The sequence below is a fragment of the Natronosalvus halobius genome (assembly GCF_024138145.1).
Lineage (GTDB): Archaea > Halobacteriota > Halobacteria > Halobacteriales > Natrialbaceae > Natronosalvus > Natronosalvus halobius.
Window position 1 is genome coordinate 491,167 of record NZ_CP099997.1, and the last position, 18,852, is coordinate 510,018.

Annotated in this window: 22 protein-coding genes; 13 read left to right on the top strand and 9 right to left on the bottom strand. The window is 63.3% G+C overall.

Annotated elements, in window-relative coordinates:
• Positions 1-324: 324 nt before the first annotated feature.
• Positions 325-819, bottom strand: a complete 495-nt coding sequence (locus NGM15_RS02355) for a phosphopantetheine adenylyltransferase (RefSeq protein WP_253434778.1) — start codon at positions 817-819, stop codon at positions 325-327.
• Positions 820-946: 127 nt separating this feature from the next.
• Between NGM15_RS02355 and NGM15_RS02360 the strand changes: the two genes are divergently transcribed.
• The gene (locus NGM15_RS02360) at positions 947-3,202 is read left to right on the top strand and encodes an NADP-dependent malic enzyme (RefSeq protein ID WP_253434781.1); all 2,256 of its coding nucleotides are present in this window, start codon (positions 947-949) and stop codon (positions 3,200-3,202) included.
• A gap of 338 nt (positions 3,203-3,540) precedes the next feature.
• Here NGM15_RS02360 and NGM15_RS02365 read toward each other — a convergent pair whose 3' ends face one another.
• Positions 3,541-4,185: a glycosyltransferase family 2 protein gene (locus NGM15_RS02365; protein WP_253438216.1), complete on the bottom strand. Its 645-nt coding sequence runs from the start codon at positions 4,183-4,185 to the stop codon at positions 3,541-3,543.
• A 495-nt stretch (positions 4,186-4,680) separates the two neighbouring features.
• Between NGM15_RS02365 and NGM15_RS02370 the strand changes: the two genes are divergently transcribed.
• From NGM15_RS02370 to NGM15_RS02385, 4 genes are read left to right on the top strand one after another with little or no spacing between them, the layout of a single operon-like run.
• Entirely contained in the window at positions 4,681-5,466 is a 786-nt protein-coding gene (locus NGM15_RS02370; protein WP_253434783.1) for a transporter substrate-binding domain-containing protein, read from the top strand.
• A 6-nt stretch (positions 5,467-5,472) separates the two neighbouring features.
• A complete protein-coding gene (locus NGM15_RS02375) occupies positions 5,473-6,189 on the top strand; it encodes an amino acid ABC transporter permease (RefSeq protein WP_253434786.1) in 717 nt (238 codons plus the stop codon).
• A 6-nt stretch (positions 6,190-6,195) separates the two neighbouring features.
• Positions 6,196-6,927: an amino acid ABC transporter ATP-binding protein gene (locus NGM15_RS02380; protein ID WP_305882002.1), complete on the top strand. Its 732-nt coding sequence runs from the start codon at positions 6,196-6,198 to the stop codon at positions 6,925-6,927.
• A complete protein-coding gene (locus tag NGM15_RS02385; RefSeq protein WP_253434789.1) occupies positions 6,924-7,871 on the top strand; it encodes an amino acid ABC transporter permease in 948 nt (315 codons plus the stop codon). The genes NGM15_RS02380 and NGM15_RS02385 overlap by 4 nt, the downstream gene beginning before the upstream one ends.
• Before the next feature lie 134 nt (positions 7,872-8,005).
• Here the strand turns inward: NGM15_RS02385 and NGM15_RS02390 are convergent, their stop codons facing one another.
• On the bottom strand, positions 8,006-8,539 hold the full coding sequence (locus NGM15_RS02390; protein ID WP_256498928.1) for a DUF4385 family protein: 534 nt from the start codon (positions 8,537-8,539) through the stop codon (positions 8,006-8,008).
• 305 nt (positions 8,540-8,844) lie between these two features.
• Between NGM15_RS02390 and NGM15_RS02395 the strand changes: the two genes are divergently transcribed.
• Positions 8,845-10,218 (top strand): sodium:calcium antiporter, encoded by a 1,374-nt coding sequence (locus NGM15_RS02395; protein WP_253434792.1) that lies wholly within the window; start codon positions 8,845-8,847, stop codon positions 10,216-10,218.
• 112 nt (positions 10,219-10,330) lie between these two features.
• On the opposite strand, the gene NGM15_RS02400 is transcribed toward NGM15_RS02395, so the two are convergent.
• The 3 genes from NGM15_RS02400 to NGM15_RS02410 form a co-directional block, all read right to left on the bottom strand.
• Positions 10,331-10,489 (bottom strand): hypothetical protein, encoded by a 159-nt coding sequence (locus NGM15_RS02400; RefSeq protein WP_253434795.1) that lies wholly within the window; start codon positions 10,487-10,489, stop codon positions 10,331-10,333.
• Between the two features lie 27 nt (positions 10,490-10,516).
• On the bottom strand, positions 10,517-10,984 hold the full coding sequence (locus NGM15_RS02405; protein ID WP_253434798.1) for an NUDIX domain-containing protein: 468 nt from the start codon (positions 10,982-10,984) through the stop codon (positions 10,517-10,519).
• 159 nt (positions 10,985-11,143) lie between these two features.
• Entirely contained in the window at positions 11,144-11,434 is a 291-nt protein-coding gene (locus NGM15_RS02410; RefSeq protein WP_253434800.1) for an amphi-Trp domain-containing protein, read from the bottom strand.
• Positions 11,435-11,735: 301 nt separating this feature from the next.
• Here NGM15_RS02410 and NGM15_RS02415 point away from each other — a divergent pair, with 301 nt between their 5' ends.
• From NGM15_RS02415 to NGM15_RS02425, 3 genes are all read left to right on the top strand, one after another.
• A complete protein-coding gene (locus NGM15_RS02415) occupies positions 11,736-12,185 on the top strand; it encodes a DUF2085 domain-containing protein (RefSeq protein WP_253434803.1) in 450 nt (149 codons plus the stop codon).
• A 61-nt stretch (positions 12,186-12,246) separates the two neighbouring features.
• Positions 12,247-12,684: a TM2 domain-containing protein gene (locus NGM15_RS02420; RefSeq protein WP_253434806.1), complete on the top strand. Its 438-nt coding sequence runs from the start codon at positions 12,247-12,249 to the stop codon at positions 12,682-12,684.
• Between the two features lie 92 nt (positions 12,685-12,776).
• Positions 12,777-13,505 (top strand): DUF2270 domain-containing protein, encoded by a 729-nt coding sequence (locus NGM15_RS02425; RefSeq protein WP_253434809.1) that lies wholly within the window; start codon positions 12,777-12,779, stop codon positions 13,503-13,505.
• A 42-nt stretch (positions 13,506-13,547) separates the two neighbouring features.
• Here NGM15_RS02425 and NGM15_RS02430 read toward each other — a convergent pair whose 3' ends face one another.
• Complete coding sequence (locus tag NGM15_RS02430; RefSeq protein ID WP_253434812.1) at positions 13,548-14,003, bottom strand: pyridoxamine 5'-phosphate oxidase family protein; 456 nt, start codon at positions 14,001-14,003, stop codon at positions 13,548-13,550.
• Between the two features lie 127 nt (positions 14,004-14,130).
• Between NGM15_RS02430 and NGM15_RS02435 the strand changes: the two genes are divergently transcribed.
• Positions 14,131-14,826 carry a cupredoxin domain-containing protein gene (locus NGM15_RS02435; RefSeq protein WP_253434815.1) on the top strand — a complete coding sequence of 232 codons (696 nt, stop codon included), beginning with the start codon at positions 14,131-14,133 and terminating at the stop codon, positions 14,824-14,826.
• 225 nt (positions 14,827-15,051) lie between these two features.
• Entirely contained in the window at positions 15,052-15,711 is a 660-nt protein-coding gene (gene mobA / locus NGM15_RS02440) for a molybdenum cofactor guanylyltransferase (RefSeq protein WP_253434817.1), read from the top strand.
• Between the two features lie 26 nt (positions 15,712-15,737).
• Here mobA and NGM15_RS02445 read toward each other — a convergent pair whose 3' ends face one another.
• A complete protein-coding gene (locus NGM15_RS02445; protein ID WP_253434820.1) occupies positions 15,738-16,583 on the bottom strand; it encodes a universal stress protein in 846 nt (281 codons plus the stop codon).
• Between the two features lie 556 nt (positions 16,584-17,139).
• Between NGM15_RS02445 and NGM15_RS02450 the strand changes: the two genes are divergently transcribed.
• On the top strand, positions 17,140-17,289 hold the full coding sequence (locus NGM15_RS02450) for a DUF7512 family protein (RefSeq protein WP_253434823.1): 150 nt from the start codon (positions 17,140-17,142) through the stop codon (positions 17,287-17,289).
• A 1-nt stretch (position 17,290) separates the two neighbouring features.
• The gene (locus tag NGM15_RS02455) at positions 17,291-18,340 is read left to right on the top strand and encodes a sulfite exporter TauE/SafE family protein (RefSeq protein ID WP_253434826.1); all 1,050 of its coding nucleotides are present in this window, start codon (positions 17,291-17,293) and stop codon (positions 18,338-18,340) included.
• Between the two features lie 88 nt (positions 18,341-18,428).
• Here NGM15_RS02455 and NGM15_RS02460 read toward each other — a convergent pair whose 3' ends face one another.
• Positions 18,429-18,716 carry a DUF7967 family protein gene (locus NGM15_RS02460; RefSeq protein WP_253434828.1) on the bottom strand — a complete coding sequence of 96 codons (288 nt, stop codon included), beginning with the start codon at positions 18,714-18,716 and terminating at the stop codon, positions 18,429-18,431.
• Positions 18,717-18,852: the final 136 nt, after the last annotated feature.

Sequence of the window (18,852 nt, forward strand, 5' to 3'; positions counted from 1 at the left end):
GTGCGACTCGAACGCGTGTGCCGTGTCATCGCGCCTGATGGCTGTTGCAATTGAGGTGTAATTATTCATCACACTTAGAGATATCTATTGGCGCTCCGATAAGATGGGGGAATCCGTCAGTCGCGAGATAGCAGCGGTCGACTTGCTCGAAGGTTCGGTCGGGTTCCAATTCTCATCAGTCGTCCGATTCTCCGCGGCCGTCATTGAGTGGTAGCGAGACGTGTCTCGAAAATTTCGTTCGCTTTCCGCTGCAAATGTGGACAGCGCTCGAGGCCGCGTTTCAGCGCCGGACGAAAACTGACCGAATCCGATCGGTGCGCCGCATTACTCCGGCCTCGAGGACTCCCGCCCCTCGCGGTCGGGCGTCAAATTCCCGCGCTCGTCGATCTCGCCGTTGACGATGCGCGTACTCGAGATGATGTCGTCGTCCTCGGCCCGAACGTGGGGGACGACGACGAGTTCCAGCGGATCGTGGCCGCGCTCACGGCGCAGGTCGTTGATCTTCTTGCCACCCTCGACCGTCTCGGGCGAGACGATCAGGTAGTCGAACTGGGCCTCTGTCGCGATTCCCGTCGGCTCGGTGAGCGTCCGGACCTCGAACTCGCGGTCGTGTTTCTCGGCGAGCGTCTCGAGTTCGGCCTCCAGGTCGCGCTTTCGCTCGTCGTAGGGGCGGACGTACCGGTCGACGTGTCGGGTCTTCGGCGCGAGTTCGTTGCTGGTCAGCCCGACGGTCACGTCCCCAAGTTCGAACGCCCGTTCGAAGAGCCGTCGATGGCCATCGTGAACGGGGTCGAAGGTCCCACCAAGCGCGACGTCCATACCCGTGGTCACAGGCGGGGCGCGTATAAAAGGGTCGAATCGCTAATTACCGTTCGCGACCGATATACGACGATCGTCGAACATCCGCTTCGCATCGTTTTTTGTACTGCACGTACCTCACCCCGATATGGGACTGGACGAAGACTCGCTGGAGTATCACCGGAGCGAGCCACCGGGCAAGATCGAAATTTCGACGACGAAGCCGACGAACACCCAGCGGGACCTCTCGCTGGCGTACTCGCCGGGCGTCGCCGCACCATGTATGGAGATTCACGAGGACGAAACCGACGCCTACACCTACACGGCGAAGGGCAATCTCGTGGGCGTCGTTTCGAACGGCTCTGCCGTCCTCGGACTGGGCGACATCGGCGCCCAGGCCTCGAAACCCGTCATGGAAGGCAAGGGCGTGCTGTTCAAGCGCTTCGCCGACATCGACGTCTTCGACATCGAACTCGACGAGGCCGACCCCCACAAACTCGTCGAGGCGATCAAGATGATGGAGCCCACCTTCGGCGGGGTCAATCTCGAAGACATCAAAGCCCCCGAGTGTTTCACCATCGAGGAGCGCCTCCGCGAGGAGATGGACGTCCCAGTCTTCCACGACGACCAGCACGGGACGGCGATCATCTCCGGCGCCGCGCTCGTCAACGCCGCCGAAATCGCCGACAAAGACCTCGAAGACCTCGATATCGTCTTCTCGGGTGCCGGGGCGAGCGCGCTCTCGACGGCCCGGTTCTACGTGTCGCTGGGCGCGAAGCGGGAGAACATCCAGATGTGTGACTCCTCCGGGATCATCACGCAGGAGCGAGCCGACGCCGGCGACGTCAACGAGTACAAGCGCGAGTTCGCCCGCGACGTGCCGGGGGGCGATCTGACGGACGCGCTCGAGGGCGCGGACGTCTTCGTCGGCCTCTCGATCGGCGGCATCGTCTCCCCGGAGATGGTACAGTCGATGGGCGACAATCCAATCATCTTCGCGATGGCGAACCCGGATCCGGAGATCGGCTACCAGGAGGCCAAAGACGCCCGCGACGACGACGTCATCATGGCCACCGGCCGCTCGGACTACCCCAACCAGGTCAATAACGTCCTTGGGTTCCCGTTCATCTTCCGCGGCGCCCTCGACGTTCGCGCGACCGAGATCAACGAGGCGATGAAAGTCGCGGCAGCCGAGGCACTGGCCGACCTCGCCCGCCAGGACGTCCCCGACGCGGTCGTCAAGGCCTACGGCGACGAGGCGATCCAATTCGGTCCCGACTACATCATCCCCAAGCCGGTCGATCCGCGGGTGCTGTTCCGCGTCGCCCCCGCGGTCGCCCAGGCGGCGATGGACTCCGGCGCCGCCCGGACCGAAATCGACGTCGAGGCCTACGAGGAGCAACTCGAGGCTCGCCTCGGCAAGTCCCGGGAGATGATGCGCGTCGTGCTCAACAAGGCCAAGAGCGACCCCAAGCGCGTCGCGCTCGCGGAGGGTGAAGACGAGAAGATGATCCGCGCGGCCTACCAGCTCGCCGAACAGGGGATCGCCAACCCGGTCCTCATCGGCGAAGAGGATACGATCACCCGGACGGCGGCGAATCTCGGCCTCGACTTCACGCCCACGGTCGCGGATCCGACCGCGGGGGCCCACGACGAGTACGCCGAACGACTGTTCGACCTTCGCCAGCGCAAGGGAATCACGCGCTCTGAGGCGACCGAACTGATCCGCCGGGACACGAACTACTTCGGCAGTGTGATGGTCGAGGAGGGGGATGCTGACGCCCTGCTCACGGGACTGACTCACCACTATCCCTCGGCGCTTCGACCGCCGTTGCAGGTCATCGGCACCGCCGACGACGTCGACTACGCCGCCGGCGTCTACCTCATGACGTTCAAGAATCGGATCGTCTTCTGTGCGGACGCCACCGTGAACCAGGACCCTGACGAGGAGGTGCTGGCGGAAGTCACGAAACAGACGGCGAAGCTTGCCCGCCGATTCAACGTCGAGCCGCGGGCAGCCTTGCTCTCGTACTCCAACTTCGGGAGCGTCGACAACGAGGGGACCAGAAAGCCGCGTCGCGCCGCCGCGATGCTCCAGGGCGACCCCGAGGTCGACTTCCCCGTCGACGGCGAGATGCAGGCCGACACGGCCGTCGTCGAGGACATCCTCACCGGTACCTACGAGTTCTCCGACCTGGATGCGCCGGCGAACGTGCTCGTCTTCCCGAACCTCGAGTCGGGCAATATCGGCTACAAACTCCTCCAGCGCCTCGGCGGTGCGGAGGCCATCGGCCCGATGCTCGTCGGGATGGACAAGCCGGTTCACGTCCTCCAGCGGGGCGACGAGGTCAAGGACATCGTCAATCTGGCAGGCGTGGCGGTCGTCGACGCCCAGTCGGAGTGAACCGGCTACGAAACGAGCTCGGTCGACTGATCGCTCGAAGTCGATGAGGAGAGACTGGCCACCTCGGGAGGGGGAGGGTGGGGGAGATGTGGCCAGATTCGATCGTCAACGGGTGAATTCCAGGGTCTGTGCCCGCTCGCGCTCGAGGGTTCAGACCAGGTTGAAAGTCGCCGATAGACACAAAGAACGTTGACCTGTCATATTCAAGCAGCCGGTTACACGGCGTCACGGTTTCGATTTCAGTGGGTAGAATCGATAGTCCGAGTTCGGTACCCGGTTCGGTAGTCCCCCGTCTTCCGACCGAGGTTAGACGTCGAGTAGACCGATCCTTTACGCAGTCACCCAAACACGCGACCGACGTCGAGTCTGACGTAGTGCCAGAGCGTGCCCGTCAGACCGCTCGCCGCGATTCGTCGACCCGATGTCTCGACCAGCACCCGCGGACAGTAGCCCGTCGGAAACGAGCGCGCAAGCGCCCGACTGAACGCCGTGTCCTCGTTGGCGACCGGCGGAAATCCGCCGACCGCCTCGAACGCGTCGCGGTGGACGAAGGTATTGAACCCCGGCAGGACCGGCCGCTCGAGTCGCGGAAACGCATAGTTGATCGTCGCTTCGACGCACTTCGCCCGGAGGGGACCGGTCATCCGACAGCGCGAGGATGCCGCGGCCAGCCCTTCGGCCTGGACGAATCCGAGCATCCGGGTCAGGTACGAGGCGCGAACCTCAGTGTCGGCGTCGACGAAGGCCAGCCACTCGCCCTCAGCGCGGCGCGCACCACGGTTTCTCGCTGCCCCGATTCCGTCCGCCGGGCCGGAAACGACCGTCACGTCGTACTCGCGGGCGATTTCGCGGGTGCCGTCGCTCGAGTCGCCGTCGACGACGACCACCTCGTAGTCGTAGGCAGTGTCCAGGCCTTCGATGCTCGAGAGGGCACCCCGAATGTACTCGGCTTCGTTGCGCGCGGGAACAACGAAACTGACCAGGGGTCTGCTCGAGCGGTTGGCGCGTCTGGCGCGTTGGCCGACGGTGCGGTCGTCTGCCCCGCCGTCCCCGTCTTTGTCGCCGTCCGCCTCGTCGTCTTTGTTCACGCCGACGTCCGCTCCGTCACCCTCGTCCTGGACGCCGTCCGTACGCGTCACGTGCCCTCGGCCGGATCCAGTGTCCGAACCCGTCAGCCGCCGCGTCGATGGTCGCATCTACGACCCAGGTCTCGAGGCACGGACTTATACTGTCGGCTCTTCGTTCGACCGTCGGTCCAGGTCGACGTTCGGATCAGTTGTCGAGGTCGACGTCCGGATAGAGAGACGGCGTCACGGTGTTTTTCGGGCTGAGGTCGGATGGTGGGCAGATAGTGATCGGATAGTGTACTGATACGTGAGGTGCAATATTTGCCGATGCCCGCTCTCGAGGGTCCCGAGAGCGCCGATTTGCGACCCTCGTGCGAAACGTTAAAACGTCAGTCTTGCGAGTTCACGGGTATGACTCGCAGATTCGACATGGATCGCCGTGCGTACCTGAAGACCGTCGGCGCAGTCGGTGCGACCGCTGGCGTCGCTGGCTGTCTCGGCGACGTTCTCGGTGGTGGCGACGATACCATCATCCCTGGAACGGCGCCCGGCTTCGCCCCGTTCGAATTCACCAACGACGACGGTGAGCTGGTCGGGTTCGACATCGACCTCGCCGAGGAAACCATCGACCGGGCCGGCTACGAGGTCGGTGACTGGACCGAAATCGAGTTCGAGTCCCTGATCCCGGAACTCACCGAGGAGAACATCGACCTCGCGGCCGCGGGAATGACGATCACCGAGGAGCGCCAGGAGACCATCGCGTTCTCCGAACCCTACTACGAATCCGACCAGGCCGTCCTCGTCGCCAGCGACGGCGACCTGGATCCGGGATCGGTCGAGGACCTCGAGGGAGCCGTCGTCGGCGCCCAGACCGGCACGACAGGCGAAGGAGAAGTCGAGACACTCGTCGAGGACGGAATCGTCGCCGAGGACGACACCCGCCAGTATCAGAACTACCCGATGGCCGTCCAGGACCTCGAAAACGGCAACGTCGACGCGATCATCATCGACATTCCCGTCGCCCAGAACTTCGAGTCCGGGCGAGACGTCGAGGTCGCCTTCGAGATCGAAACCGGCGAGGTGTTCGGCTTCGGTATGCGCCAGGACGACGATCGCATCGGAGACATCAACGACGCCCTCGCCGAGATTCGTGACGACGGCACCTACGAGGACCTCATCGAAACCTGGTTCGAGTAACGAATCATGGACGCCGCCGTCTTGCAGGCGAGCGACTGGCAGTTCGTCGCCTCGAACTGGGAGTTCTTACTGAAGGGGACGATCGTCACCATCTTACTCACGATCGCGAGCCTCTCGCTCGGATTCCTGTCGGGATTCCCGGCGGGCGCCGTCGAGGTGTACGGTTCGGGCTGGCTCCGGGAGGCGGTGAGCACCGTCGGCGTCGTCCTCCGCGGGACGCCTATCGTCGTGTTGATCGTCCTGTTTTACTACGGGTTGCCACTCCCCCGACTCGGATCGGTTCCGGTACTCGACATCAGGCTCGATAGATTTATCGCCGCGACGGTCGCGCTGGGTCTTCGAAGCGGCGCTTACCAGGCGCAGGTGTTCAGAGGGGCGATTCAGTCGATCGATGAGGGTCAAATGGAAGCCGCGCGATCGGTCGGGATGACGAAATTGGGGGCGATTCGACACGTGATCTTCCCGCAGGCGATTCGCCGCTCGATCCCCGGCTTCCAGAACGAGTTCACGATCGTCCTCAAGGACACGAGCATCGCCTTCGCCATCGGGCTGGCGGAGTTGCTCTACCAGGCGGATCAACTCTACCTCCGGCCCGGACGCGACACGGCCGTCATGGAGGTCATCATCACCATCAGTGCGATTTACTTCGTGTTGACGTTCGTGACGAACCGCTCGCTCGACCGCTTACACGACCACTACGCGATCCCCGGAGGAAACGACTGAGCCTATATGAGTCTGTTACGCGTCGACCACGTCGACAAATCCTACGGCGACGAGGAGGTACTGCACGACGTCAGCTTCGAGATGGAATCCCAGGACGTCGAAGTGATCGTTGGCCCCAGCGGGTCGGGGAAGTCGACCATGCTCCGGTGTGTCAACCGACTCACTGAGATCGACGACGGCGCCATCTACCTCGATGACGTCGAGATCCACGATATCGACGAAAACGACCTTCGGCGGCGCGTCGGCATGGTCTTCCAGGACTTCAGCCTCTTCGCCCATCGGACGGCGCGAGGCAACATCACCCTCGGTCTCGAGGAGGTCCTCGGCCTCTCGAGGGAGGAAGCCGATGCCAGAGCCGTGGACTACCTCGAGCGCGTTGGACTCGAGACCCAGGCCGACTCCTATCCCGCCGAGCTTTCGGGTGGCCAGCAACAGCGCGTCGGCATCGCTCGCGCGCTCGCGATGGACCCTGAACTCATCCTCTTCGACGAACCAACCAGCGCGCTCGACCCCGAACTCATCGGCGAGGTGCTCGCGGTCATGAAAGACCTCGCCGACGAGGGGATGACCATGCTCTGTGTCACCCACGAGATGGGCTTCGCCCGCTCGGCCGCCACGACGCTGACGTTCCTGGACGAGGGCCGGATCGTCGAACGTGGCCCACCCGAGGCGCTGTTCGACGATCCGAAACACGACCGCACCGCCGCCTTCCTCGGCGACCTCACCGTCCACCGATGACGGCGTTCGAGGAGGCTCGCGGCTCGGCGGTCGACACCCTTCCCGGTCGGCGACGGCTCGTCATCGGCGCCATCGGGGTCGTCTTCTGGACGTGGTTGCTCGCCCGCTGGGCCTACCACAACGCGTGGCTCGACAGCCTGTTCACCGCAGTCGGGTTTCCAGACCTGATCCGTTCGGAGATGGGAGTCAGCCAGCGCGAGCCCTGGCTCCCCGTCGAGCCGTTCGAATCGTTCGACCTCGTGAGCCTGGCGATCGAGTCGGCGCCGTCGCTGGCGGCGGGCGCGTTCATCACCGTCTACCTGACGGTCCTCTCGATGCTCTTCGGGCTGGTGATCGCCGTCCCCCTCGCGGTCGCGCGAACGTACGGCGGCCCGATCCTCAGTCGGATCTCGCTGGCTTACACCGAACTCATCCGCGGGACGCCCCTGCTCGCCCAGCTCTTCTTCCTCTACTTCGGGTTGCCACTGGCGGGCATTTTCGACTCGCTCGGCTTCGTCGGCCAGGGTGGGATTCCACGGGCCGCCATCTTCGTCGCCATCGTCGGCTTCACGATCAACTCCTCGGCCTACCAGGCCGAGTACATCCGGGCGGCCCTGCAATCGGTCGACCCCGGACAGCTCACGGCAGCCAGAGCCGTCGGCCTCTCCAGGACGCAGGGCATCCGTCACGTCGTCCTCCCGCAGGGGCTCCGGTTTGCGATTCCCGGCTGGACAAACGAATTCATCTACCTCATCAAGTACTCCTCGCTGGCGGCGTTCATTACCGTCCCCGAACTGTTCCGGCGAGGCAGGAACATCGGCTCTGATACGTTCGAGTTCACCAACATCTACATCATCGTCGCGCTATTTTACCTCGCGCTGGTGCTCACGACGTCGCTCGCGATGGCTCGCCTGGAGCGATCAGTTGCGATTCCAGGACTGGGGACGGTGTCCGAACGGAACTGATGGCAAACGAGAACTGATTTTTGGGTGGCGGACGTAGGCTCGAGCGGCCGATGACGACGTACTCGCTCCGAACCGGACTCGGCACCCGGTGGCGACGAGCCCTATGAGTGCCGAGGCCCATCTGCTCCCGATACTCAGCCGTATCGATCGCGGTGAGACGCTTTGAGCCGCTGGTACTCGCTGTCGTCCGTGACCAACTTGAGCCACGTCTCGTAGACTAACGCGGCTTCGCGCTTGTCGGAGTCAGCCCAGTGGATCGGCTCGCGCTCGCTTCCGTCAACGTACTTTCGACCACCGGGGTACCTGGCGTACCGCATCGCTCGGGTGTACCCCATCTGGAGATACTTTCTCGCCATGTCCATTCCCACGACATCACCGTCGCGTCTGTACTCACGGAATCGCTCGTAGATGGCTTCCCCGCCTTCGTCGGCCGTCTCGCGGTCCGCATACCCCCACAGTGGCAAGAGCTCGGCCTTGTAAGGCTGGACCTTGAACACGCCTTCTTCGCCGCGGCCGATTTCATATCGCTCGGGCTGGGTCCGGTAGTCGACGTCGTTCGCCGCGTCGTCTCGCCGGTGTGGTGGCTCGCTACCGGCGTGGGTGTCGCGTGCGTTGTCGGCCACGAGAGCACGTTCGCCCGGACGGCCCTTCCCAGTGTCGGCAGTCACTCGCAGGTCGTGAGCCGGCACGGAGTCGGTCGTTGTTACGTTCGTCTCGAACGGGTAGATGGCCGTGCTTCGGCGAGTGTTTCTCGAGTTCGGTCCGCGCCTCCTCGGGTTCCGAATGGACACTGAGAGACCTGTCGTTTGACGGCTCGGAAACGGTATCGACGAATGCAGTGAATTAGGACCGACGCCGCGAGACAGACTGCACGCAGGAGCAGGCACCAGCACCATTTCGATACGACCGATAGAAGCCATGACGAGTACCGATACGCGATTCCAGATACTCGTGGGCAGCGTATCCAGACCACATGAATCGACGAGTCCTCCTCGCCCTGTCGGCTGCGTTCGCACTGACGCTCCCCTGGGTGGTGGTGGGCGGGGCAACGACCATCTTGCCCTGGCTGACGTCCCAGGTGGGACTCGGGTACCAGGCACCCTCCGTCCTTGCTACGCTCTCGACACTCGAAACCGTGTTCGTGACGGGACTCGCCGTCCTCGGCTCGGCGTTCCTCCTCGCTTGGGCAGCCGAAACCGCCGAGAAGGACGTCCCGCAGGCGTTCGCGATTGCGGTCCTCGCCGTCCTGGCGGTGGCGCCCGAGTACGCCGTCGACGCGCTCTACGCGTGGAACGCGGGAACCCCGCGGGGCGCCGAAGCCGGGAATCTCGCCGTCGCCAACATGACCGGCGCGAACCGCATCCTCATCGGCCTCGGCTGGGCCGGCGTCGCGCTCTTTACGATCTATCGGGCGGGGGCGTCCGTCGATCCAGCGGTGCGAAACCGACGTGGCATCCTCTCCGATTCGGTCGTTCTCGACCGCGAGATCGGCCTCGAGGTCGTCTTCCTCCTGCTGGCCACCCTGTGGGCATTCCTCGTGCCGCTAAACGGCGGTATCGATATTCTGGACATGGTTGTCCTGGTCGGTCTGTACGCCTGTTACATCGCGGTAATCATCCGCGGCGATGTCGAACCCGACATGGACCACGTCGGCGTTCCGGCATACCTCCAGCACCTCCCGAAGCGGCTCCGGATAGCTACCGTGTTTGGGCTGTTCGTGTACTCCGGGACGATGATCTTCACGGCTGTCGAACCCTTCGCTCACGGCCTCGAGTTCCTGGGCGAGGGAATCGGTATCCCCTCGTTCTTCATGATCCAGTGGATCGCCCCGCTGGCTTCGGAGGCACCGGAGCTCATCGTCGTCGTTTACCTGGTGAACAAGGCGCGCTCGACGGCGGGGTTCAACGCGCTCATCTCCTCGAAGCTCAACCAGTGGACGCTGCTCATTGGGACGCTCGTGGTCGTCCACTCGATCGCGCTGGGGCACTACGGCGTGCTCGCATTTGACTTCAAGCAGGAGGCCGAAATCTGGCTCACCGCCGCCCAGTCGTTCTTCGCCGTCTCGCTGCTAATCCGGTTCGAAATCTCCGTGACGGAGGCGCTGACGCTGCTCGTGTTGTTTCTCTCGCAGGTACTGCTCGAGTTTATCATCATCCGGGATTTCGTGACGCTCCCCGTCTCGAGTACCGAACTCCTGCTGGCGTACACCATCGTCTACGTCGTTCTCGGGGTGACGTTGTTCGTCCAGCGCCGTCGAGAATTTTGGCTCCTCCTCCGTCGGACTGCGGGCACGATCGGCGACGCGATGTCCCCCGGTGACGGCCGCGCTCACCGCGCCGACGACTGATCTTGATCTCGTCGCTCGAAGAACTGTACGGCATTCACTCGTCCTCACGAGTTGGGAGACGTCACGTGCCTGGAGACGTCACGAATCTGGAGACATTACGACCCGGGAGGCGTCACGAGCCTGGAAACGCCGCCGCGCACTGGCTTTCAATAGCCTGTGCCTCGAGTCCCGGTGTGAGCTTTTCGATCGCCCCGGAACCGGCCTTCGATCCTGGAGAACGGTCGACATCCCCGTTCCGGTCGCCAGCCGCCGTTCGCGAGAATCGCGTCATTCAGGACCCCCAGAAAGCCCACCGTGGTCAGTCGGCAGCGGTACCGACGGCGGTCAGCTGGTCCGGGGCCCCCTCGAGTAAGTAGAGGTAGTCGTCCAGGTCGAGCGCGAACGAGTGTGGCTCTCGGAGGTCGATCCAGGAGTACTCGAACTCGACGCCGACCTCTTCGCCCTCGCCGGTGACGACGTGGGTGAATTCGTCGGGGGCGTCGTGGACCGTCGCGTGGAAGAAGTGTCTGACGTAGTACTTCGGCGGGGACTCGTACCGGTTCCAGACGTCGCTGGCGACGTGGCTGGTCGAGCTAACCGCGCTGAGGCCGCTCTCCTCTACGATTTCGCGAAAGACGGCCGCTCGAGGTGACTCGCCGGGTTCGATCGTCCCCTTCGGAATCTGCAGTCCGTCGTGCTCGGGGCTCTCGAACGCCAGTAGCTCCGCTTCGTCTCGAGTGATGTACGCACACGATTTGTGAACGTACGTCGGTGATCGAGTGCCCATTCTATACCACTCAATCACGGTAATACATAAAAAGGTTCCACCCAATGAGTACTAGGATCATTAAAGGTCTCTTTCGGCCGGCGAGAGAGTCGAGATCGCCGTCCTCGAACGCGTCCTGAGTCGTCGGTGGAGGGATTGGTTCCGCTCGGTTCGTCCGGCTCACTCGACCCGCGGCGCAGTTTCGTCGGTCCGTCCTGGAAGCTCGAGTTCGATCTCGAGTTCCGGGTCGCCCACCCCGTCGAAGTCTATCTCCAGCTCGATCGGTTCGCCGAACGCGAAGGGGAGCTCCCACTCGTCGTCGCTGATCGTGAGTTCGTCACCCGCCTGGAGTTGTTCGCCCAGGGAGATGAGGAAGGCGCCGAGCTCGTTCGCGTCGAGACGGTACGCCTGTTCGAACGATCGACCGGTACGGATCACCGTTCGCTCGGAGTCGGGTTCGTCGGCCGTCATGGTCGTATCCCCTTCGCGTCGAGTGCGGATAGGGGCGTCGCTCGAAGTCCGATAACGGACCGCAGTGGCCGATTATCGGTCGCGCGGAGGGACGCCGATCGACGGTGTCGATGTGGGATGTTCAGCACGCATCGAACCCGTATCGTATCGGGAGCGACGCGGAGGATACGCACCGAATCGGGAAACTGTCCACTACGGCAATGCTGGAGTGAGTCCGGACGGCGAACTCGGGTTCGGGCCTCTTTTCGCTTCTTTCGCGAGCGTCCAGTAGATTCATCCGGTTTCCCTGTCAGGGACGCGTATGGGGATCGATCGGGCGGAACTCCGGAAAGGGTTAGCCGAAACTCGGCGGTTCTTGCTCGCCCACCACCTGCCTTCGGAACGACACCGGTGTTACTCGCCGGTCGTCTTCGGTCGCCAGGTGGACGTCTGTGCCCGATGCCTGGGCATCTACCCGAGCATCGTCGCCGGCATTCTCGCATATCTGTTCGCTCCGTTGCCGGCAAACCGGATACTTTTCGTAGCTATCCTGCCCGCACCCGCACTCCTCGACTGGTCGGTGACGACCTTTCGAGAGACCCGCGGGACGAACGCCTTTCGAACGCTGACCGGCGCGCTGCTCGGCTTTGGCTACGGACTGGGTCTCTCGCTCCTGATTTTCGAGTCGGTGCTGACGGTGCTTGTCATCGGTCTCGCCTATGGGCTCCTCGCTGGCCTCTTGCTTTCGTACTCGCTTCGTCGGTCCGACTGAACAGCACCTCTTGCACCTGGTTATTTACCTCGAGCGTGAGAAGTTTCGCTGACACCTACCCATGAAGCATTGCATCAACTGCGGCGACGAAATCGACGATCAGGCGTCGGTCTGTCCCAGCTGCGGCGTCAACCAGTCGATCTCGCTCGAAGGAGGCCACGGTGAACGTGGCGCGAACGAGAAGTACTGCGTCGACTGTGGCTCACTCATCACCAAGCAGGCGGAACTGTGTCCGGAGTGTGGCACTCGTCAGCCCGCTTCAAGCGGTGGATCGTCCAATTCGGACAAGATCGCTGCTGGCGTCCTGGCGCTGTTGCTCGGCGGAATCGGCGCCCACAAGTTTTACCAGGGGAACATGAAACTCGGCGTATTGTACCTGTGTTTCTTCTGGACAGGGATCCCACCGATTCTCGGATTGATCGAGGGCATTCTCATGCTGATAGCCGACGACGCCGAGTACGAGGAGAAGTGGGCCGACGGCAGTCTGCTGGGTCGATAACGGGTCCAGTCGTCGTTCGTTCTCTGATTGCGTTCGCGTCTCGAGGTGCTGACCCCGCCTTCGTTCATTATCCTCGTCGGTGTAGACGTCGTATGTCACCCTCGAGCGACGACGCGACCGACACCGGCGATACCCAGGAACGAGACGACGACGCGGCGATCGGAAGCGACCTCCAACGGGATCGGACGACCATCAGTTCGGTGTTGGGGGACACCTATCGCGGGGAGGTCGCCAGGGAAACGACCTGGCGCTCACGCCTCGATCAGACGACGACCTGGAGCGTCACCATCATGGCGGCCATCCTGACCTGGGCGTTTTCGAGTACGGACAATCCACACTACATTATTTTGATCGCGGGTCTGGTAGTCACGATGTTTTTGCTCATCGAAGCCAGACGCTACCGAGATTACGACGTATACCGCGCTCGCGTCCGCCTCATGCAACAGAACCTGCTAGCGGCGACGCTCGATCCCGACGCGCCCGTCGACAACCCTGACTGGCGTGTCGAGTTGAGCGACGATTATCGCCGGCCGACGGTGAAAGTGTCTATGCTCGAGGCGCTCGCGAACCGACTTCGCCGAATCTACCTGGCGCTGTTCTCCGTGCTGGTGCTGGCGTGGGCCTTTCGGATCACGGCGTTCGTCCCGAGCGACGCCTGGCTCGAGTCGGCGTCGATCGCACTCGTCCCTGGCGAAGTGGTCGTCGCCGTCTGTGCCCTCTGGTACCTGGCCGCCGTCGCCATCGTCCTCTGGCCGCGCGAGCGGCAGGCGAAAGGGGAGTTTCGTGAGGGCGAGCACGGCGAGTGGAAGTCCGGACAGTAAACGGGGCTTTTCGGCTCCATCGCCGCCGGTTTCGGGCGGCGGTCACTCCCCCGTCTCGACTTCTTTCCGGCCGGTGACCCGGTCCGGAACAAGCCGAAAGTCGCGAAACGTCACGTCGTCGGGCGGTCGCTCGAAGATGTCGACGGCCGGAATCTGGACCGCCCACATCCCCTGGACCGCCGCCGATTCGTACGGCTCGTCCGAGATCTCCTCGAGCGATCCGGTCGCGACGACGCTGTGCCAGCCGTCGTCGGTCTCCGCGTAGACGACGAACGAGACCGGTCGGTCGAGGACCGCCGCTTTGCCACCGCTGTGCCCTTCCGGGAACGACAGCTGGAAGTAGAAGTGACCCTCGTCCGCGTAGTAGCCGTAGGAAACCGGAATCGAGAACGGCGGTTCCTCGGCGGTCGTTCCGAACGAAAGAACGCCGGTCCCGCCTCGGTCGAGAAACGAATCCAGGTCCTCGCCACCGAGTTGTACCCAGCGGAGCCCTTGCATGTCGATCAGTACGACCGTCGGGCAAAAAATAGGCCGTTCACGACCGCACGGACTGTCTCGAGAAACGGATAATTTCCGCCCGAGTGCCCCCTAGCGCTTTTTGCTCGCCGTCGTGGTACGTCGCTCGATGGATGCTCGAGGACCGTATTCCGAACGGACAGAGTGCGCCCACGACAGACGCGAGTTGCTTCGCTCGCTCGCGCTCGCACTGGCGGCCCTGGCAGTGCCGCAGTCTGTCAACGCACAGGAGGACGATGGTGCGGACAACGAAACCGAGGACGGCGACGAGAGCGGCGCACAGGGAACGGACGATGAAGAAGGAAGCGAGAACGAAACACAGGAAGCGGACGACGAGGAGGGCGACCAGGACGGTGACGACGGGACGGCTGGCGAATTCGTAACCGTCGAACTCGTCGACTACGCGTACGAACCCGGGACCGACAGTCCGCTCGAGATTCCGCCCGGCACGCTCGTGGAGTTCGTCTGGATCACCGACAATCACAACGTCGCCGTCGACAGCCAACCCGACGACGCCAGTTGGGACGGATACGACCCGATCGAGAACACCGGCTTCGAGTACGAATTCACGTTCGAGACAGAAGGCGAGTACGAGTTCCACTGCGACCCGCACCTCAGTCTCGGCATGGTCGGCACGATTACCGTCGATCCGGAAGCGTCGGTCGGCGGCGATGACGGTGGGGGCCTCCCGTCTGTCGTCCCCGGACCGGCCGTGACGCTCCTGGTCGCGACCCTCACGTCGCTCGTCGTCGTCATGACGCTGGTCTACGCGTTTTTGAAATACGGGAGCGACCCGAACGAATGACGCCCACGCTTGCTCCAGCGGATTGACGGGTACCGCGTCCCTGCGGGAGGACGAGTCGATGACCGATTCGCGCCGTCGAGCGCATTCGACCGCTCGCTGACGGCCTCGCCGACGCTCGAGTAATCCACGTCAATTACGGTTTTCCCTTCCTCACCACATGGAGGACTCCCTCGTCTTCTTCGATGCACTGATTCACCCGTATCGCCAAGGAGAACCCGAACCACGATGACCGAGACTCCCTCGCGCGCCGGCGTCATCATCGCGGGCGGGTTTTCGACTCGCTTCCAGGACGGCGACAAGGCAGTCGCCGACCTCGACGGCACGCCGTTGATCGGCCACGTCGCCGACCGACTCGAGGACGTGACGGACGAACTCGTCGTCAACTGCCGCGCCGAGCAGGTCGACGCCCTCCAGGACGCACTCGAAACCAGGTCGCGGACGATCCAGGTGGCCGTCGACCGAACGCCAGACCGCGGTCCTCTCGCCGGGATCGCGACGGGGCTCGAGGCCGCGAGCGCTCCCGTCGCGGCGGTCGTAGCGTGTGACATGCCGTTCGTCGAGACGGCGTTACTCGAGGCACTGTTCGAGCGACTCGAGGGTGATGGTGATCGTGAGACCGACGAACATGAGGTTAGGACGGCGGCCGTCGTCCCGAAGCATCCGGACGGCTGGTTCCAGACGACCCAGGCCGTCTACCGGACAGAACCGATGGCCAATGCGTGTCGCACGGCGCTCGAGGCCGACGAGGGCAAGATCCTGGCTGCGCTCGACAGGATCGAGTGGACCGTCCTGGAGCCAGCCGACTGGAAACGACACGCGACGCTCGGTTCGTTCGACAGCATCGACACGCGAGCGGACCTCGAGGCGGCACGGGCGCGGTTCTGACCTGCGAAAATTCTGCCCCCGATCGATCAGGCCATGCGCGGTGGCGGCACGAGCAACACGTTCCCGTTCGCGCGGGTGACGAGGTCCTCGGAGACGCTCCCGAGCAGGAGCCGTCGCAGGCGGCTGTGTCCGCGGGAGCCAACGAGGGTCGTCGTCGGCTCGTACTCGGCCTCGACGTCGAGGATTTCGTCAGCCGGATCTCCCTGCCTGCGTTCGATCCGGGCGTCGATTCCCCACTCCTGGAGCTGGTCGGCGAGTTCCTCGAGTCGCTGGCGAGGGTCTTCTCCCTCTGGAAGCTCGGGATCTTTCGGCGTCTCGACGTGAACGAGGGTCGCCTCCCTGGTGGCGTGTCGGAGATACGAGAACGCGTCGAACGCACGGTCGGCGTTCTCGGAGAAGTCCGTCGCGTAGAGCATTCGCTCGAACAGGTGTTTGCGGACGATTTCGGGCTCGTCGACGCCGCGCTCGATTCGGTTGACGAGCAACGGCGTCTCGCTCGTGCGGGCGAGGTTACGCGCGGTCGACCCGATCACCCGGTTCTCGAGCGGGCTCTTCCCGCGGGAGCCGACGATCGTCATGCTCGCACCGATCGTCTCCGCAATTCCCCTGATTCGCCGGTGGGGCGTCCCCCGAACGACGTGGGTTTCGACGTCGAAGCCGGCGCCCTCGATGACGTTGCGGTATCGCTCGAGTGCGCGTTCGCGCCGCCCCTCGAAGTCCATGCCGGGCATACCTGCGTGTACGTTCGAGGGGATGACCGTCACCAGGTGAATCTCCTCGATGCCGATCCGGCCGAGACACTCGAGGCAGGTCTCGGTCTCGATCGTCGCCTCACTGGCGGCTGAAAGGTCGGTCGCCAAGACGGCTTTCATACCGTCGCTAGGGGACCCAGACATAATATTGTTTTGAATATCCAATACTGTTTAGAGAAGGTTTCGGGCGTTGATCGCTCGGTTCGGTGAGTGCACCCGTTCGGTGCTGAACAGGTTGTTCGGTAAGATGTTCGTTTACGCGCACGAATCAACCCTTCAGATGTCCCCAGGCCGTCTCTACGACTCGAGTCCTCAGCGAGGTGGCGGTTGCGAGTAGCCAGCGGTCGACTACAGTGAACGTGGTGTTCACGCATCGATTGTCGAACGAACCCGCGACACCGGACGGATATTCTCGTGGCGTGGGGTCACGCATCCTCGTCATTCCGGCGTCGATCCGCGCGTGAGACGCTCGGGTCCGTGCTCAACCGCCCCGCCGAACGCTCACGTATTTCTGTAACGTATTCGAATATCTCTGTTGGTTAGGCGTGGGATAGGTGACGGTAATATTGTGCACTAATCCCAAAAGCGTTATAGGTACCTCTGCAGTAGAAGGTGACGAGCAGAAAACCGTGATCTACACACAACCGGAATACGCGAAGAACGGAGGTCGAGACGAATGATCGAGTTCGCCTCCCTGTCGGAACCAGTACAGGCAGGCGTCCTCGTGGGTGCCGTCCTCGTCGAGGCAATCGTCCTCTACGTGGGGTACGGTTTACTCGAGCGAGTCGCCGCACCGCCCCTGATCGACGCTATCGAAAACGTCTAATATGGAGGTATTCGGCATCGCGCTCACGATGCTCGTCCTGTTCGTGAGCTTCGGCTTCATGGTTGGCGTCCTGTTCGGCTTCTTCGGGATGGGTGGATCCTTCCTCGTGACGCCGGCGCTCCTGGTCATGGGTTACCCGGCCCGCGTCGCGGTCGGGAGTGGTATGGCGTTCGTCTTCGGGACCGCCGTCATCGCGACGATGAAACACCACGACCTCGGCCAGGTTGACTACAAACTCGGCGGGTTGATGATCGTCGGGACGACCGTCGGCATCGAAGTCGGGCGGATCGGGGTCTTCTACCTCGAGGAACTCGGCCTCGCCAGCGGCGTCATCGGCGTCACCTACGTCGTGTTGCTGGGGTCGATCGGTCTGTTCGTCACCCGGAACGCGCTGAAGGGTGATGGTGACGGTAACGGCACCGATACCTCGGGCGGCCACCACGACGCCGCCAACCAGGAGATCGATCCGGACGCGATCCCGGACATCGCGAAGAAAATTCAGTCCTACCACGTGCCCCCGATGATGACCATCGCCGGCGGAATCACGGTCTCGCTGTGGATGGTTCTCGGCGTCGCGTTCGTCACGGGGCTGTTGTCGGGCTTCCTCGGCGTTGGCGGCGGATTCATCCGCATGCCCGCGATGTTCTACCTGATCGGGGTCCCCGTCCCGGTGGCCGTCGGGACTGACCTGTTCGAGATCGTCTTCTCTGGCGGGATCGGGTCGTTCCTCTACGGCCTCGAAGGCGGCGTCGACCTCTCGATCGTCGCGCCGTTGCTGGCCGGGAGCGCATTCGGCGCCCGCATCGGTTCGGCGGCGACCAGCATCGTCGACGAGGGTGACATCAAGATCTACTTCGGCCTGATGCTCCTGGGCGGATCGGTCGCCGTCGCGTTCCGCCAGGCCGGGGACTACCTCGGGATGGAGGTCCTGAGCACGGTTAGCTTCGCGTTGATCTTGCTCTCAGCGTTCATGGTCAGTGGAGCCGTCATCTACAGCACCATCGTCGCGATGCGACAGAACGCTCGGATCGCCCGTTCGACGGCCGATTAGTCGGGGCTCGAATGCGTTCGGAGTACTCGTTTTCGACGTAGCACGGTACTCGAGACCGTCAGCCAGTGGTCTCGAGCCCGCGGGGACGCTATATCGGATCGTCGGGGCCGTGCTCGGCAGCCATTCGCGTCGCCTCGGTCGCGTAGCGTTCCCGCTGGTCGGGGTCGTCGACCGACCCGAGGTTGTCGGCATCGACTTCGAGTGCAGCGGTCGTCTCCCGAGCATCGGTGAAACTCGTGAGCGCCCGTTCCTTACGGAAGTAGCGCTCGCCGTCGGGCGTCGCGTAGACGAGGATGATGAGATTCTGTTCGTCGTCGGAGTACGTTCGCTCGACCAGCCAGACTCGAACGCCCTCCTGGTCCGCGTCGGACGCCATACCGGGATCCAGGACGCGGATTCCCAAAGTCGTTTGGCAGTCACGTGCCCTTCGCGGGGTACCGCTCGTGTGCATCGGAAGGCGCTTGCATGAGCATGTGTGGCGTTGATCCGGTTTGGTGTTGTTCGCTCTTGTG